This is a genomic window from Cupriavidus sp. 05L310, from assembly GCF_056398185.1.
Window position 1 is genome coordinate 47,770 of the sequence record NZ_JBFTOX010000027.1, and the last position, 14,874, is coordinate 62,643.

Consider the following 14,874-nt stretch of genomic DNA (forward strand, 5'->3'; position numbering starts at 1 on the left):
TGACACGAATATCAGGGCAGCAATACGATAGCGCCGGTGGTAGCACGCGCCTCCGCTGCACGGTGCGCTTCGGCCACCTGCCCAAGCGGATACCGCGCGCCGACGGCTGCCCGGATCGCACCCTGCCCGATGGCCTGGAATACGTCCGCCGCGTTGGCGCGGAAGGTCTGCGCATCGGCGTTGTGCGGGAACACCGACGGCCGCGTCAGGAACAGGCAGCCCTTCTTGTTGAGCAGTTCGGGCTCGATGGCCGGCGCCGGCCCCGAGGCCGCGCCATACAGCGCCACCAGTCCGAACGGCGCCGCGCAGTCCAGCGAACCCATGAAGGTGTGCTTGCCCACGGAGTCGTAGACCACGCGCGCCTTGCGTCCGCCGCTGGCGTCAATCACCTGGCGCACCCAGTCCGGCTGCGAATAGTCGATGGCGATATCGCACCCTGCCGCCAGCGCGACTTCGCATTTTGCCGGCGAGCCCGCGGTGCCGATCACCGTGGCGCCGAGCGCCTTGGCCCAGCTGCTGAGAATCTGCCCCACGCCACCCGCGGCGGCATGCACCAGCACGATGTCGCCGGCCGCCACGCGATGCGTCTTCCTGACGAGGTATTGCGCTGTCATTGCCTTGAAGAAGACTGCCGCCGCCGTGACGTCGTCAATGCCGTCGGGCAACTTGACCAGCTTGTCGGCCGGCACGTTGCGCCGGTCGGCATAGGCGCCGATGCCGGCATGCATGTAGACCACGCGGTCGCCTTCGCGCAGGCCGGTCACGCCCTCGCCCACGGCCTCGACCACGCCGGCGGCTTCGTGGCCCAGCCCCGTGGGCGACGGCAAGGGATACTTGCCCGCACGCTGGTAGATGTCGATGTAGTTGAAACCGATCGCGGTCTGGCGCAGTTGCACCTGGCCGGCCGACGGCGCCGGCAGCACCGACGTCACCAGGCGCATCACTTCAGGACCACCGAACTCTGTCAATTCCACCGCACGTGCTGATGCCATTTCCGCTCCGTCGAAGTTGCTTGGATAGGTCCAGTCCCGGCCACTACCGCGGGGCACGAGCCAGGATACAGAGCGCAACTCTATCGCAATCTCGCGCGTGGCGCCGGCCTGCCCGCCGAGGCCGGGGAAAAGAAAAAGGGCCTCGCGCATGCGAGGCCCTTTTTCCATCGACTTGCCTTACTTCACGCAATCCACGAAGTACGCCTTGCCGCCGCCTTCGACCTCTTCCTCGACCAGGCCGTGGATGTCGGTTTCGAAACCGGGGAACAGCTTGTTGAAGTCGCGCGCGAACTTCAGGTACTGCACGATGATGCGGTTGAAGCGTTCGCCCGGGATCAGCAGCGGGATGCCCGGCGGGTACGGCGTGAGCAGGATGGCGGTGACGCGGCCTTCCAGTTCGTCGACCGCCACGCGTTCGATCTCGCGGTGGGCCATCATGGCCCAGGCGTCCGAGGGCTTCATCGCCGGCTCCATATCCGACAGGTACATCTCGGTGGTCACGCGTGCCACGTCGTTGGCCTTGTAGACGCTGTGGATGGCGTCGCACAGGTCGCGCAGGCCGAGCTTCTCATACTGCGGATGCTTGCCGACGAATTCCGGCAGCACGCGCCACAGCGGCTGGTTCTGGTCGTAGTCGTCCTTGAACTGCTGCAGCTCCGTTACCAGCGAGTTCCAGCGGCCCTTGGTGATGCCGATGGTGAACATGATGAAGAACGAGTACAACCCGGTCTTCTCGATGATGATGCCGTGCTCGGCCAGGTACTTGGTGACGATGGCCGCCGGAATGCCGCGATCGCTGAACTCGCCGTCCACGTCCAGGCCCGGGGTGATGATGGTGGCCTTGATCGGGTCGAGCAGGTTGAAGCCATCGGCCAGGTCGCCGAAGCCGTGCCAGCGTTCGTTGGCCTTGAGCATCCACTCTTCGCGGTCGCCGATGTCGTCCTCGACCAGCGCCTCGGGGCCCCACACCTTGAACCACCAGTCGCCGTTGTTGCCGGCATCGTAGTCGCCTTCCACCTTGCGCATGGCGCGGCGGAAGTCCATCGCTTCCTGGATGCTTTCCTCCACCAGCGCGGTGCCGCCCGGCGCTTCCATCATCGCCGCCGCCACGTCGCACGAGGCGATGATCGAGTACTGCGGGCTGGTGGACGTATGCATCAGGTACGCCTCGTTGAACCGATAGCGGTCCAGCTTGCGCGTGTCCGAATCCTGCACGAGGATCTGCGAGGCCTGCGACAGGCCGGCCAGCAGCTTGTGCGTGGATTGCGTGGCAAAGACCAGCGCGTCCTTGCTGCGCGGGCGGTCTTTACCGATCGCGTGCATGTTGCGATAGAAGTCGTGGAATGCCGCGTGCGGCAGCCAGGCTTCATCGAAGTGCAGCGTGTCGATCTCGGTGGCCAGCATCTCCTTGATCTGCTCGGCGTTGTACAGCACGCCGTCGTAGGTGCCCTGGGTGATGGTCAGGATGCGCGGCTTCTGGTTCTTGGCCTGGCTGGCGAACGGGTGCGCGGCAATCTTGCGGCGGATGGTTTCCGGATCGAACTCGCTCTTCGGGATCGGGCCGATGATGCCGTAGTGATTGCGCGTGGGCATCAGGAACACCGGAATCGCGCCCGTCATCATGATCGCGTGCAGGATCGACTTGTGGCAGTTGCGGTCCACCACCACGATGTCGCCCGGCGCCACGTTGGCATGCCACACCATCTTGTTCGAGGTGGACGTGCCGTTGGTGACAAAGTACATGTGGTCGGAGTTGAAGATGCGCGCGGCATTGCGCTCCGATGCCGCCACCGGGCCGGTGTGGTCAAGCAACTGGCCGAGTTCATCGACGGCGTTGCAGACGTCGGCGCGCAGCATGTTCTCGCCGAAGAACTGGTGGAACACCTGGCCGACCGGGCTCTTCAGGAACGCCACGCCGCCGGAGTGCCCCGGGCAGTGCCACGAGTAGGAGCTGTCCTGCGCGTAGGCGATCAGCGCCTTGAAGAACGGCGGTGCCAGCGAATCCAGGTAGACCCTGGCTTCACGGATGATGTGGCGCGCGACGAATTCCGGCGTGTCCTCGAACATGTGGATGAAGCCGTGCAGCTCGCGCAGGATATCGTTGGGGATATGCCGCGAAGTACGGGTCTCGCCGTACAGGAAAATGGGCAGGTCGGTATTGCGGCGGCGCACTTCGTTGACGAAGGCACGCAGTTTCTCGATGGCCGCGGCTTCGGGCCGGTCGTCCTCGCTGACGAACTCATCGTCGTCGATCGACACGATGAACGAGGAGGCACGGCTGGACTGCTGCGCGAACGAGGTCAGGTCGCCATAGCTGGTCAGGCCCATCACCTCCATGCCTTCTTGCTCGATGGCCTGCGCCAGCGCGCGAATGCCCGAGCCGGAAATGTTCTCGGAGCGGAAGTCTTCATCGATGATGATGACGGGGAAGCGGAATTTCATTTGGCATCCTTGGACGGCAAGAAGGACTTGAGCCACATGGCCCGGGGACTCATCCCCCTGGGTCGGCATGTGGCTCGACGTTCAGGCTTCGCGCGCGGCCCGGCTCGCCTGCTGTGCTACCGGTCGTGCCGCAACGCGCGCATTGTATGCGATCAGGTTTTCGGCAGTGTGACACCCTGCTGACCCTGGTACTTCCCGCCGCGATCGCGGTAGGAAGTCTCGCAGATCTCATCGCTTTCGAAGAACAGCACCTGCGCACAGCCTTCGCCGGCGTAGATCTTGGCGGGTAGCGGCGTGGTGTTGGAGAACTCCAGCGTCACATATCCTTCCCATTCCGGTTCGAACGGGGTCACGTTGACGATGATGCCGCAACGCGCGTAGGTGCTCTTGCCCAGGCAGATGGTCAGCACGCTGCGCGGAATGCGGAAATACTCCATCGTGCGGGCCAGCGCGAAGGAGTTCGGCGGGATGATGCAGACATCGCCCTTGAAGTCGACAAAGGACTTCTCGTCGAAGTTCTTGGGATCGACGATGGTGCTGTTGATATTGGTGAATATCTTGAATTCGTCGGCGCAGCGGATATCGTAGCCGTAGCTCGAGGTGCCGTACGACACGATCTTGCGGCCGTCTTCCTCCCGTACCTGGCCGGGCTCGAACGGCTCGATCATGCCGTGCTGTTCCGCCATGCGGCGGATCCACTTATCGGATTTGATGCTCATAGGGGTATCGGGATGAACAAATGAGGGCAGGCTCGGGCGCGGTCAGGACTGACCGGGAACACTGCTCGCATTTGCTCACAGGCGCGCCGGACCTGCCGGGGCCTTGCGATGGGCCGCATTGTACAACCAAAAACCGGCGCCCCCGCCGCAATAGCACCCGTCCCTGCGGCACATGGCTGGGACAGGCGGCCCGGAGCCCCGCCTCAGGCGGTAGCCTGCTCCGGTAACTGGTGCCGGAAGCGCCCGCGGCCGGTATAGAGCAGGAAATGACGTCCGGTGCACCGCGCGAACAGGGCCAGGTTGACGCGCCGGGCCATCTGGTAGCCCATCTGGGTCACGCCCGAGCGCGACAGCAGGAAGGGAATGCCCATCTGGGCGCCCTTGATCACCATCTCGGAGGTCAGCCGGCCGGTGGTGTAGAAAACCTTGTCGGCGCCACTCATATCCTCCAGCCACATCAGGCCGGCGATGGCATCCACGGCGTTGTGCCGGCCCACGTCCTCGATGAACATCAACAGCTCGCGCCCGCGGAACAGCGCACAGCCATGTACCGAGCCGGCCTGCTTGTAGACCGACTGCTGCAGCCGGATGGTATCGACGATGCTGTAGAGCGTTTCCTGGTCCAGGGTGGCGTCGTCCGGCAGGCGGATATTGTCGACCTCGTCCAGCAGCGAGCCGAACACCGTGCCCTGGCCGCAGCCGGTGGTCACCACGCGGCGGGAGGTACGCTCCTCGATACGGTCCACGCCCGTGCGGGTCGTGACGGCGGCGGATTCGGTTTCCCAGTCGACCTGGATCGCGGCGATATCCTCGATCGACTCGACCAGGCGCTGGTTGCGCAGGTAGCCCAGCACGAGTGCCTCGGGCGCACCGCCCAGCGTCATCAGCGTCACCAGCTCCCGCTTGTCCAGGTAGACCGTGAGCGGACGCTCGCCCGGCAGGAAGGCCGGCCGCACGCGCCCCTGCTCATCGACCACCTCGACTTCTTCGATCAGGGGAACGCAAGCATGGGTGAGTTCGGGACGCAGGGGCATGGGTAGGGGAAAAATGGATGGGCAGCGCGACCGGGCGGCGCTGCCCTGCCCCGTCCGTCAGGACTTGGCGATCACGCCGCAGGCGATGCGGCCGCCGGAGTTGCCGGTAGGCTGGGTCTTGTAGTCGTCCGGGTCCTTATGCACGACCACCGCGCGGCCCACCACGCTGTTCGGGCCGGGGGCCACGGTCACGTCGGCCAGCTCGAAGCTGGCCTGGGCGCGCCCGCTGGCGTCGGCCTTGAGGTTGTTGATATCGCCGGCATGATGGTCGGGCATCGACATCGATCCGTGCGGCTTGGCCGTCGGGTTGAAGTGACCGCCGGCGCTCATGGCGTCGGGCGTGGAGCAGTCACCCTTCTCGTGCACGTGGAAACCATGCTCGGTATTGGGTGGCAAGCCCGTCACATCGGCTTTGACCAGCACCGTGTTGGCGCGCTGGGTGAATGTCACGCTGCCCTGCGTCGCGGTGCCGCTCTTGGATGCCAGCGCGGCGACAGCGGTGTCCGAACCATCTCCCATTCCCGTACCGGCGCAGCCGGCCAGGCCGCCTGCCAGGGTTCCCGCTACCGCCAGGCCGAAAAGTACGCGTACATGCTTCATGCCGAACCTCCTCTCACGGTGATGTCCGGGGCGATTGTACCGCTCCGGTGCCCGGCGCTGCGGCCGGTTTGTGATCCGAAGGTGCCGCGACAGGGGCGGTGGACGGGCCGCCGGCGGTAGCGGCGGCCTCCCCGGTGGCGGGCGCCGCCGCCACAAATGGTCCCGGATCGGCACACGGCGGGGCTGCCGCGCCGGCCGGTACTTCTTTGCCCTTGGCTTTCATATCGTTGAAATAGTACGCAGCCGTCTTGTCTTGTGAACGGCAGAGCTGGTAGGCGGCCACCTTGTCGGCCCAGGCTGCACGTGCCTTGGCCTCGTCGGCCTTGAGCTTTTGCGCTTCGGTAGGGGGCGGCAGCTTGGCCAGGGCGCCCGTGCCGCCAAGTGCGAGGGCGAGCAGCAGCAGGATGCGTTTCATTGGTCTGATTCCTCTTCCTCGGGATCTGTGGCGCGGCGCCGCGTTCGCTCAGGCTTCGCCGGTGCTGGCCCGGCCACCGGCACGCTCGCCGGGTTGCGGCTCGGCCGCCCGCTGCGCCGGGATCTTGCCGGACTTGATATCGTCGTACCAGAGTTCGTGATGCTCCTTGGCCCAGGCTTCGTCGACCCAGCCGTCGCGCATGGCGCGGTAGGCGCCTTCCATGCCGATGGTGCCCATGTAGATATGACCGCAGGCCATCGCCATCATCAGCACCGCCGCGATGCCATGGATCACATTGGCGATCTGCATGGTGGCACGGTAGAAATCCATGCCAGGCACGATCATGTCGAGCACCCAGCCGGAAGCGGACAGGATCAGGCCGAACAGCACCAGCCCACCCCAGAACCATGCCTTTTCGCCGGCGTTGAAGCGCCCGCTTGGCACATGCTTGCCGGAAACGAGCCCACCCAGCTTGGCGAGCCACTGCCAGTCCTCGCGGGCAGGCAGGTTGTCGCGCACGAAGATCACAAAGCCGACGATCACGGCCAGCGTGAAGACCGGCCCGACGATGTTGTGGACGTTCTTCAGCAGGTAGGTCAGCCAGCCGAACAAGGTGTGGCCCATCAGCGGCAGCAGAAAATGCTTGCCGAACAACATGACGATGCCCGAAACCGCCAGCGTGACGAATGAGATCGCCATGGTCCAGTGCACCACGCGCTCCAGCGGCGTGAAGCGCTGGATCATGCGGCCGGTACGCGGCGTCTTGAGCGGGATGGTGCCGCGCCAGAAAAAGAAGGCCAGGATCGCGGCGGGCACGGCGACGATCAGCCAGCCACCCCAGACCGTGATCACGCCGTTGCGGAACAGCCGCCACTTCTGGCCGGTGCGCTGGATCAGCACGCCGGCCTCCTTGGCGGGCAGGCTGCTGTAGTGCGCCTGGTCGGAATTCACCTCGCGCCACACCGGCGCGTTATTGCCGGGCTGCGATTGCGTGCGCGCCTGCTGGGCCTGCGCCTCGGCGGCGATATCGCGCTTGGGCACATTGAAGATGTTCTCCGACGCGATGCCCGCGAAGGGCTGGACCGGGTGCGTGGCCGGATTGTTCGCGTCGGCAGTCACCGCGGCGGCAGGCGTGGCGGGCGTGGCCTGTGGCGACGATGCCTGGGCCCGCGCGGCGCCAAGCGGCGCCAGCAAGGCCAGCGCGCAGGCCACTCCCGCCAGGTAGCGGAACCAGCCAGGATTGAGCGTCGGCTTCATTTGCCCTCCATCGGCTCGGCCGGGGTTCGCGTTGCCGGGGTCATGGCGTGCGGTTGTATTCGTTCTGGTTCTGGTTGCGCTCGTGGATCTGGTTCTGCCAGCTGGTCTTGTCGCCCGGCGTCCAGCCCTTGGCCACGAAGGGATCGCCCGGCGCGCCCTCGTAAGCCGGCGCGTCGGATTTCTTGTGCGCCGCGGTGGATGTCTGCGGGCGTTCGCCGCAGGCGGCCAGCACGGTGCTGCCGGCGGCCAGCAGGATCATGAGCAAGCGGGTCATGATGGCTGCGCTCCGGACGCGGCTGGTGCGACAGGCGGCGGTGCCGCGGGCGCGCCCGGGGCTCCCTGCGCGGCGCCCTTGTTGCCATAGGCCGTCCCCCAGCCGAACACATCGCCGCCCTTGCCGCGCTTGATCACGCGGTTGCGCAGGATGTCGGCGATCACGTCGCCATCGCCGCCCAGCAGGGCCTTGGTCGAGCACATTTCCGCGCACAGCGGCAGCTTGCCTTCGGCCAGGCGGTTGCGGCCGTACTTCTCGAACTCTTCCTCGCTGCCGTTCTTCTCCGGGCCGCCCGCGCAGAAGGTGCACTTGTCCATCTTGCCGCGCACGCCGAAAGTCCCGGCGCTGGGGAACTGGGGCGCGCCGAACGGGCAGGCGTAGGAGCAGTAGCCGCAGCCGATGCAGACGTCCTTGTCGTGCAGCACCACGCCGTCGTCGGTGCGGTAGAAGCAGTCGACCGGGCAGACCGCCATGCAGGGCGCGTCCGAGCAATGCATGCAGGCCACCGAGATGGACTTCTCGGCGCCGACGATGCCGTCGTTGACGGTCACCACGCGGCGCCGGTTGACGCCCCACGGCACTTCGTGCTCGTTCTTGCAGGCGGTGACGCAGCTATTGCATTCGATGCATCGCTCGGCGTCACAGATGAATTTCATGCGTGCCATGGTCGTTCCTTGCCCTTGATCTCAGTCTCTGTCGCAATCAGGCGAACCGTTCGATCTGGCAGATCGTGGTCTTGGTTTCCTGCATCATCGTCACCGCGTCATAGCCATAGGTGGTGGCGGTGTTGACCGCCTCGCCGCGCACGATCGGCATCGCGCCCTCGGGGTAGTAGTCCTTGAGGTCCTTGCCCTGCCACCAGCCCGAGAAGTGGAACGGGATGAAGGCGGTATCCACGCCGACGCGCTCCGTCACCAGGGCACGCACCTTGATGCGCGCGCCGGGGGGTGTGCTGACCCAGCAGAAGTCGCCATTGCGAATGCCTCGCTCGGAAGCCGCGCGCGGGTTGATCTCGACGAAGTTCTCCTGCTGCAGTTCGGCCAGCCACGGATTGGAACGAGTTTCCTCGCCACCGCCCTCGTACTCGACCAGGCGGCCCGAGGTGAGGATGATGGGAAACTTCTCATAGAGCTTGTTATCGATATTGCGCTGCTGCAGTGACTTGTACAGCGTGGGCAGCCGCCAGAACGCCATCTTGTCGTCATGCGTCGGGTACTTGGCGACCATGTCGGGCCGCGTGGAATACAGCGGCTCGCGGTGCTGCGGGATCGGGTCGGGGAAGTTCCACACGATCGCGCGCGCCTTGGCGTTGCCAAAGGGGTGGCAGCCATGGTTCTTCAGCACCACGCGCTGGATGCCGCCGGACAGGTCGGTCTTCCAGTTCTTGCCCTCGGCCTTCTGCTTCTCGGCGTCGGTCAGCTCATCCCACCAGCCCAGCTTCTTCAGCAGCACATGATCGAACTCGGGATAGCCGGTGGTGATGTCCGCGCCCTTAGAGCATGAGCCATCCTCGGCAAGCAGGCTGACGCCATCGCGCTCCACGCCAAAGTTGGCGCGGAAGTTGCCGCCGCCGTCCATGACGTGCTTGCTGGTGTCGTACAGGTTGGGCGATCCCGGGTGCTTAAGCTCCGGCGTGCCGTAGCAGGGCCACGGCAGGCCGAAATAATCGCCCGTCAGGTCGTAGCCGGTCACCGGATCCTTGCCGCCCTTGCAGCGCAGCGTGCGCACATCGAACATCTGCATATTGCGCATATGCGACTTGAGCCGCTCGGGCGATTGCCCGGTATAGCCGATGGTCCAGTTGCTGGCGTTGATCTCGCGCAGGATGGACTCGGGCTCCGGCTCCATCCAGGTACGCCCCGCGCGCTTGACCTCGAGCAGCTTGAAGTTCTTCGACAATTCCTTGCCAAACCCCAGGCGATCGGCGAAGGCCTGCATGATGGTGTGGTCCGGCATGGACTCGAACAGCGGCTCGATCACCTTCTCGCGCCATTGCAGCGAGCGGTTGGAGGCCGTGCAGGTCCCGGAGGTCTCGAATTGCGTGCAGGCCGGGAGCAGGTAGACCGCTCGGTTCGGGTTGACCTTGTCGCCTTCGGCCGGCGGCATATTGGCCATCGCCGCGGTGGCCGACGGATAGGGGTCGATGATCACCAGCAGGTCGAGCTTGTCGAGGGCCTTCTTCATCTCCAGCCCGCGCGTCTGCGAGTTGGGTGCGTGGCCCCAGAAAAACACGCCGCGGACGTTGTTGTCCTGATCGATCAGGTCGGGCTTCTCGGTGACGATATCGATCCATCGCGATACGGTGGTGCCGGACTTCTCCATCATCGCCTGCGAGGCGTACTGTTTCTTGATCCATTCGTAATCCACGCCCCACACCGCTGCGAAATGCTTCCACGCGCCGGTGGCCAGGCCGTAGTAGCCCGGCAGCGAGTCGGGGTTGGGGCCCACGTCGGTGGCGCCCTGCACGTTGTCGTGGCCGCGGAAGATATTCGCGCCGCCGCCCGACACGCCGATATTGCCCAGCGCCAGCTGCACCAGGCAGGAGGCCCGCACGATCGCGTTGCCGATGGTGTGCTGGGTCTGGCCCATGCACCACACCAGCGTGCTGGGGCGGTTCTTGGCCATGATCTCGGCAACCTGGTGGACCTGGGCCTCGGGCACGCCGCAGACTTCCTCGACCTTGTCCGGCGTCCACTTGGCGAGGACTTCCTCCTTGACCTTGTCCATGCCGTAGACGCGGTCGTTGAGATACTTCGGGTCTTCCCAGCCGTTCTTGAAGATGTGGTACAGCACGCCGAACAGGAAGGCGATGTCGGTGCCGGAGCGGATGCGCACGTAGTAATCGGACTTGGCCGCCGTGCGTGTATAGCGCGGATCGACCACGATCACCTTGCAGCCATTCTCCTTCGCGTGCAGCAGGTGCAGCATCGATACCGGGTGCGCCTCGGCCGCGTTGGAGCCGATATACAGCGCCGCCCTGGCGTTCTGCATATCGTTGTACGAGTTGGTCATCGCACCGTAGCCCCAGGTATTCGCCACGCCGGCCACCGTGGTGGAGTGGCAGATGCGAGCCTGGTGGTCGGTGTTGTTGGTGCCGAAGAACGACACCCACTTGCGCAGCAGGTAAGCGCCCTCGTTGCTGTGCTTGGAGGAGCCGACGAAGAACATCGAGTCCGGCCCGGTCTGCTGGCGGATCTCCTTCATCCTGGCGGAGATCTCGTCGAGCGCCTGGTCCCAGCCAATGCGCTGGTACTTGCCGTTCACCAGCTTCATCGGGTACTTCAGGCGATACTCGCCATGGCCGTGCTCGCGCAGCGCGGCGCCCTTGGCGCAGTGCGCGCCCATATTGATCGGCGAATCGAAGACCGGATCCTGGCGTACCCATACGCCGTTCTGCACCACCGCATCGACCGCGCAACCCACCGAGCAATGGCCGCAGACGGTGCGGCGCACCACGATATTGCTCTTACCCTCGCCGCCGCTCCCCGGCGCATCCGCGGCGTCCGCATGGCGCAACAGCGTCAGTTGCGAGGCCGCCAGACCCGCCCCCACCCCGATGCCGGAGCGCTTGAGGAAACTGCGGCGGTCCATGGTGGGCATCGCGCCAGCCAGGCCGGCGGCCAGGCGGTCGGATAGCCTGCCGGTGGCATGCCCGGCCACGGTGCCGGCCAGTTGCGAGGATGCGCTGCCCTGCGCCGCGCGCTTGCGGGTCAAGATCATGTATCACCCCTGGATGGAAACGAGGTCGAACGGGCGCGCACAAGACGCGACTCGGCTCACACCAGCGTTGTCCGGTAGTACTTGCGAATGTGTTCGGTAACCCGGTAGCCCTCGCCGTCGCCGGGCGTGACATCCGGAATGGCCGCGGCCTGCGTGGGCATGGCCGGTCCGCGCGCGGTCAGCGCAGCGGCCGCGCCGGCGGCGGCAACAACCCCCGTGCCGGCGAGAAAAGTACGGCGTGCGACCCTGGGCTGCTTGTCTTTCATGTGGGGCTCCTCGGCAGATTAAAGCCGATAACCAATCCTGTTATGTATTCTTTTGCCTATTTTAGATTGATATGTGCTGAAAGACCATGCAATACGCGGGTTTTTACTGATACCTGCGTTTAAAAAATGCCATGCCCGGCTTGTTTGAAACAAGGTTGCAGGCGAGGCCGCCTCCTTCCGGCGATCCCGGCGATCCGCCTTGAAGGCTCAGCGCATGTCGAGCGCGATCGCCTCGACCGCCATGAAGGCTTTCAGCAAAGCGGCTACCTGTACATAGAAACGGGCTTGCGGATGCGCCGCCATGGCATCGCATAGCGTCTCCACCCATGGCTGAACATGGCGCGCAAAGAAGTGTTGCTGCTCTGCGAGATTGGAAACACCCGCATCCTCGCCCGCCACCAGGAAACGCATCACTTCGCACAGCGTGGCGATATGGTCCTCTGTCTCGCTGACATTGTCCTGGCGCACCAGGCCATAGCGTGCCAGGTCGTCTCGCAGCGCCACCACAGGGCGTTCGTTGAGGAAACCGGTCTGGTAGTAGGAGCCGTAGAGGAGGACTTCCGGCTTGCCCACGCCGATGAACAATTCCTGGTACTCGTCGGCCGTCTCGGCGGCCGTCGCGATCGATGCTGCATCGCACAAATCATTCCAGGCTTCGCCCAGCGTGGTCGCGGCGTCCTCGCCAATGGCGCGGTTGGCGGCGATATGGTGCAGCAGCGCGGCATCTGGCGCGCGATACAACAGCGTGGCCAGCAGACCGTACAGGTCAGCGCGAGCGGTGTCCTCGGCATTGGCCGTGGCTTCGATGACCGGGGGAATCAGCTGGATGGGCTGGAAATCTGTCATTTCGTGATGGTTCTCAAGGGTACCGGGAGACCGGATTGCTGACTTGGCCGGCGCAAGCGCGCCTTGCCGCTCACGCGGCAAGGCACGCTTGCGTCCCACCGGCTGTACTACTGCACCACGGTACCGCTTGGGGTGCCGCTGCTCTTTTCCATCATATCGACGACGCGGCAGTCGCCACACATCTTCAGGCGTTCGGCAGCCTCGCCGGCGAACGCGGGGTGGTCCGCGAGCCTGGCCAGCATGGCATGCACCATCTGCGCGGTGCCAAACGGCTTGGCGCAGCGGATGCAATGGAAGGGTTGGGTTTCGGCCAGTGTTACCGTGCGGCGCGCGTCCTCGCCGGTCAGCAGCCGCGGCACCAGGGTGATGGCATCTTCCGGGCAGGTGCTTTCGCACAGGCCGCACTGTACGCAGTTGCGTTCCAGGAAGCCAAGCACCGGACGCTCGGGATTATCGCGCAAGGCCTGCGAGGGACAAGCACCGACGCAGGCCATGCAAAGCGTGCAGCGCGTGGTATCGACAGCTACCGCACCCAACGGTGCCCCGGCCGGCAGCGGCACGCTGGCCTGAGAGCGCGGCGCCTTGCGCACCAGGTAGTCGAGCGCGAAATCCAGCGTCTCGCGTTTGGCTGCCGCGGCATGGAACAGCGCCGGCGGGAGTGCCGGCCGGCTGCTCGATTGCGCCAGTTGCGCCAGTTGCGCATCCAGCGTGGCGGCATCAGGGCCATCCACCAGCGACAGGCATTCGCCCTCATAGCCAAGGCCCGCGAGAATCGCCTGCCCTACCGCCATCTGCTCTACCAGCGCCGTGCGATATTGCGGCGCTTCGTCGCCCGTGAACATCACCGCGACGCGGCTGGCGCCCCAGCAAATGGCCGACAACCACAACTCAAGTCCGCTCGCGGCCGGATGGAACAGCGCCACCGGTATCACATTGGGCGGCATGCCGCTCGCCTGGCCGGCGCGCGCGGCGCGGCCCAGCGCCAGGATGGGAGCGTTACCGTATTCCTCGCCGTGCAGCAGCAGCACGGCGTCGCGGCCACCTGCCGCGCGGTAGGCCGAAACCAGGGTGCGCAAGCGCTCGCCGAGATAGTCCGGCTTGGGGTAGGCGTAGCTGATGGCACCGGTCGGGCACACCGTCGTGCAGGCGCCGCAGCCCATGCACAGGTTGGGCGTGACCTCGATACGGCCGCGCCCGTCATGCCATTGCGAGCGGATCGCCTCGGTGGAACAGATATCGATGCAGGCCGTGCAGCCGGTGGTCTTGTTGCGGCCATGCGCGCAGATTTTCTCCTTGTACTGGAAGAACTTCGGCTTCTCGAACTCGCCCACCATCTGGACCAGGGCCAGTGCCTGCGCCTGCTGGCGCACCGGATCCGCGCCGGCGTAGAGGTAGCCTTGCGGCGGCGAGTGCATGGTGAAGGCCGGCGTATCGGCCAGGTCGAACACCAGGTCGAAGCGCTCGGTGGCGGTCTTGACGGGACGATCGAAGTCGATCGCGGCGGCGGCCCCGCAAGCCTTCACGCAGGCGCGGTGGGAACGGCAACGGTCCAGGTCGACCTGGTAGCTGAAATCAATGGCGTCCTCGGGGCACGCCTCGATGCAGGCGTTGCAGCGCGTGCAAAGATCCAGGTCGATCGGGTTGCCGCGCCCCGCGCCGGTCTCCCAGCTTGCCTCGAAGGCGCCGAGCCAGCCGCCGAGCTTGACCAGCTTGCCGCTGTGCACCGGGAAGTCCCGCGAGGCGGGCTGAGTGGCTGCGCCCATGGCCTCACCGGTGCCGCCCAGCAGCACCGACACTTCCATGCCGGATTCGGCCAGCTTGCCGGCCCAGGGCATGGCACGGGCGGCCGGGCCGAGCACCAGCACGGCTCCGCCCGAACGGTAGTCCACCACGGGCACCGGCTCCGGATCGGGTAGCGCGGCAGCGGCCAGCAGCGCGGCGATCTTGGCGTTGGCGGTCTTGGGATCGCGCCGCGCCCCCTGCGACCATCCGCCGGTTTCCCGGATATTGACGAAGCGCACCGGTGCCGTCATGGTGCCTTCGGCCTGGCGCCGGGCAGCTACCTCGGTGAACAAGGCGCGCTCCTGCGTGCAGGCCACGATGACATCGTCCGTGCCATCGAGCGCGGCAGTGAAGTCGCCGATTTCGCGGCGGCACAGCAAGTGGTGCACCTTGAGCGGCGGGCTGGTGCCGCCTGCGGTCGTGGAACCATTGCCCGACAGCGTCGCCCCGTCAAGCGGCATGGTGTCGTTGCAATTGCAAATCAGCGTCGGCATGGCGATGCGGCTGGCCGGCGTGGTTGCTCCCTT

At 65.6% G+C, this 14,874-nt stretch carries 13 protein-coding genes; all 13 read right to left on the bottom strand.

Features of this window, described 5'->3' with window-relative positions; all coding sequences use genetic code 11:
* Positions 1-11: 11 nt before the first annotated feature.
* Complete coding sequence (locus AC1DS6_RS20095; protein ID WP_441624987.1) at positions 12-992, bottom strand: quinone oxidoreductase family protein; 981 nt, start codon at positions 990-992, stop codon at positions 12-14.
* A gap of 177 nt (positions 993-1,169) precedes the next feature.
* On the bottom strand, positions 1,170-3,434 hold the full coding sequence (locus AC1DS6_RS20100; protein ID WP_045235955.1) for an arginine/lysine/ornithine decarboxylase: 2,265 nt from the start codon (positions 3,432-3,434) through the stop codon (positions 1,170-1,172).
* Between the two features lie 152 nt (positions 3,435-3,586).
* Positions 3,587-4,153, bottom strand: a complete 567-nt coding sequence (gene dcd / locus AC1DS6_RS20105; RefSeq protein WP_017230746.1) for a dCTP deaminase — start codon at positions 4,151-4,153, stop codon at positions 3,587-3,589.
* A gap of 203 nt (positions 4,154-4,356) precedes the next feature.
* Entirely contained in the window at positions 4,357-5,187 is an 831-nt protein-coding gene (locus AC1DS6_RS20110; protein WP_441624990.1) for a formate dehydrogenase accessory sulfurtransferase FdhD, read from the bottom strand.
* Between the two features lie 57 nt (positions 5,188-5,244).
* Complete coding sequence (locus AC1DS6_RS20115) at positions 5,245-5,787, bottom strand: superoxide dismutase family protein (RefSeq protein WP_441624992.1); 543 nt, start codon at positions 5,785-5,787, stop codon at positions 5,245-5,247.
* Positions 5,788-5,800: 13 nt separating this feature from the next.
* Complete coding sequence (locus AC1DS6_RS20120) at positions 5,801-6,202, bottom strand: hypothetical protein (protein ID WP_441624994.1); 402 nt, start codon at positions 6,200-6,202, stop codon at positions 5,801-5,803.
* Positions 6,203-6,250: 48 nt separating this feature from the next.
* Positions 6,251-7,459 carry a formate dehydrogenase subunit gamma gene (locus AC1DS6_RS20125; RefSeq protein WP_441624996.1) on the bottom strand — a complete coding sequence of 403 codons (1,209 nt, stop codon included), beginning with the start codon at positions 7,457-7,459 and terminating at the stop codon, positions 6,251-6,253.
* Between the two features lie 40 nt (positions 7,460-7,499).
* On the bottom strand, positions 7,500-7,733 hold the full coding sequence (locus tag AC1DS6_RS20130) for a hypothetical protein (protein WP_441624998.1): 234 nt from the start codon (positions 7,731-7,733) through the stop codon (positions 7,500-7,502).
* A complete protein-coding gene (gene fdh3B / locus AC1DS6_RS20135) occupies positions 7,730-8,398 on the bottom strand; it encodes a formate dehydrogenase FDH3 subunit beta (protein ID WP_441625000.1) in 669 nt (222 codons plus the stop codon). The genes AC1DS6_RS20130 and fdh3B overlap by 4 nt, the downstream gene beginning before the upstream one ends.
* A 37-nt stretch (positions 8,399-8,435) precedes the next feature.
* On the bottom strand, positions 8,436-11,453 hold the full coding sequence (locus AC1DS6_RS20140) for a molybdopterin-dependent oxidoreductase (RefSeq protein WP_441625002.1): 3,018 nt from the start codon (positions 11,451-11,453) through the stop codon (positions 8,436-8,438).
* Between the two features lie 56 nt (positions 11,454-11,509).
* Positions 11,510-11,719, bottom strand: a complete 210-nt coding sequence (locus tag AC1DS6_RS20145) for a formate dehydrogenase (protein ID WP_441625004.1) — start codon at positions 11,717-11,719, stop codon at positions 11,510-11,512.
* Between the two features lie 207 nt (positions 11,720-11,926).
* Complete coding sequence (locus AC1DS6_RS20150; protein WP_441625022.1) at positions 11,927-12,565, bottom strand: TorD/DmsD family molecular chaperone; 639 nt, start codon at positions 12,563-12,565, stop codon at positions 11,927-11,929.
* Between the two features lie 107 nt (positions 12,566-12,672).
* A complete protein-coding gene (locus AC1DS6_RS20155) occupies positions 12,673-14,841 on the bottom strand; it encodes a 4Fe-4S binding protein (RefSeq protein ID WP_441635535.1) in 2,169 nt (722 codons plus the stop codon).
* Positions 14,842-14,874 lie beyond the last annotated feature (33 nt).

What these genes read in the sequence shown, in the direction of transcription:
- AC1DS6_RS20095 (WP_441624987.1), bottom strand. Translation starts at nt 992, where the DNA reads ATGGCATCAGCACGTGCGGTGGAATTGACAGAGTTCGGTGGTCCTGAA.
- AC1DS6_RS20100 (WP_045235955.1), bottom strand. Translation starts at nt 3,434, where the DNA reads ATGAAATTCCGCTTCCCCGTCATCATCATCGATGAAGACTTCCGCTCC.
- dcd (WP_017230746.1), bottom strand. Translation starts at nt 4,153, where the DNA reads ATGAGCATCAAATCCGATAAGTGGATCCGCCGCATGGCGGAACAGCAC.
- AC1DS6_RS20110 (WP_441624990.1), bottom strand. Translation starts at nt 5,187, where the DNA reads ATGCCCCTGCGTCCCGAACTCACCCATGCTTGCGTTCCCCTGATCGAA.
- AC1DS6_RS20115 (WP_441624992.1), bottom strand. Translation starts at nt 5,787, where the DNA reads ATGAAGCATGTACGCGTACTTTTCGGCCTGGCGGTAGCGGGAACCCTG.
- AC1DS6_RS20120 (WP_441624994.1), bottom strand. Translation starts at nt 6,202, where the DNA reads ATGAAACGCATCCTGCTGCTGCTCGCCCTCGCACTTGGCGGCACGGGC.
- AC1DS6_RS20125 (WP_441624996.1), bottom strand. Translation starts at nt 7,459, where the DNA reads ATGAAGCCGACGCTCAATCCTGGCTGGTTCCGCTACCTGGCGGGAGTG.
- AC1DS6_RS20130 (WP_441624998.1), bottom strand. Translation starts at nt 7,733, where the DNA reads ATGACCCGCTTGCTCATGATCCTGCTGGCCGCCGGCAGCACCGTGCTG.
- fdh3B (WP_441625000.1), bottom strand. Translation starts at nt 8,398, where the DNA reads ATGGCACGCATGAAATTCATCTGTGACGCCGAGCGATGCATCGAATGC.
- AC1DS6_RS20140 (WP_441625002.1), bottom strand. Translation starts at nt 11,453, where the DNA reads ATGATCTTGACCCGCAAGCGCGCGGCGCAGGGCAGCGCATCCTCGCAA.
- AC1DS6_RS20145 (WP_441625004.1), bottom strand. Translation starts at nt 11,719, where the DNA reads ATGAAAGACAAGCAGCCCAGGGTCGCACGCCGTACTTTTCTCGCCGGC.
- AC1DS6_RS20150 (WP_441625022.1), bottom strand. Translation starts at nt 12,565, where the DNA reads ATGACAGATTTCCAGCCCATCCAGCTGATTCCCCCGGTCATCGAAGCC.
- AC1DS6_RS20155 (WP_441635535.1), bottom strand. Translation starts at nt 14,841, where the DNA reads ATGCCGACGCTGATTTGCAATTGCAACGACACCATGCCGCTTGACGGG.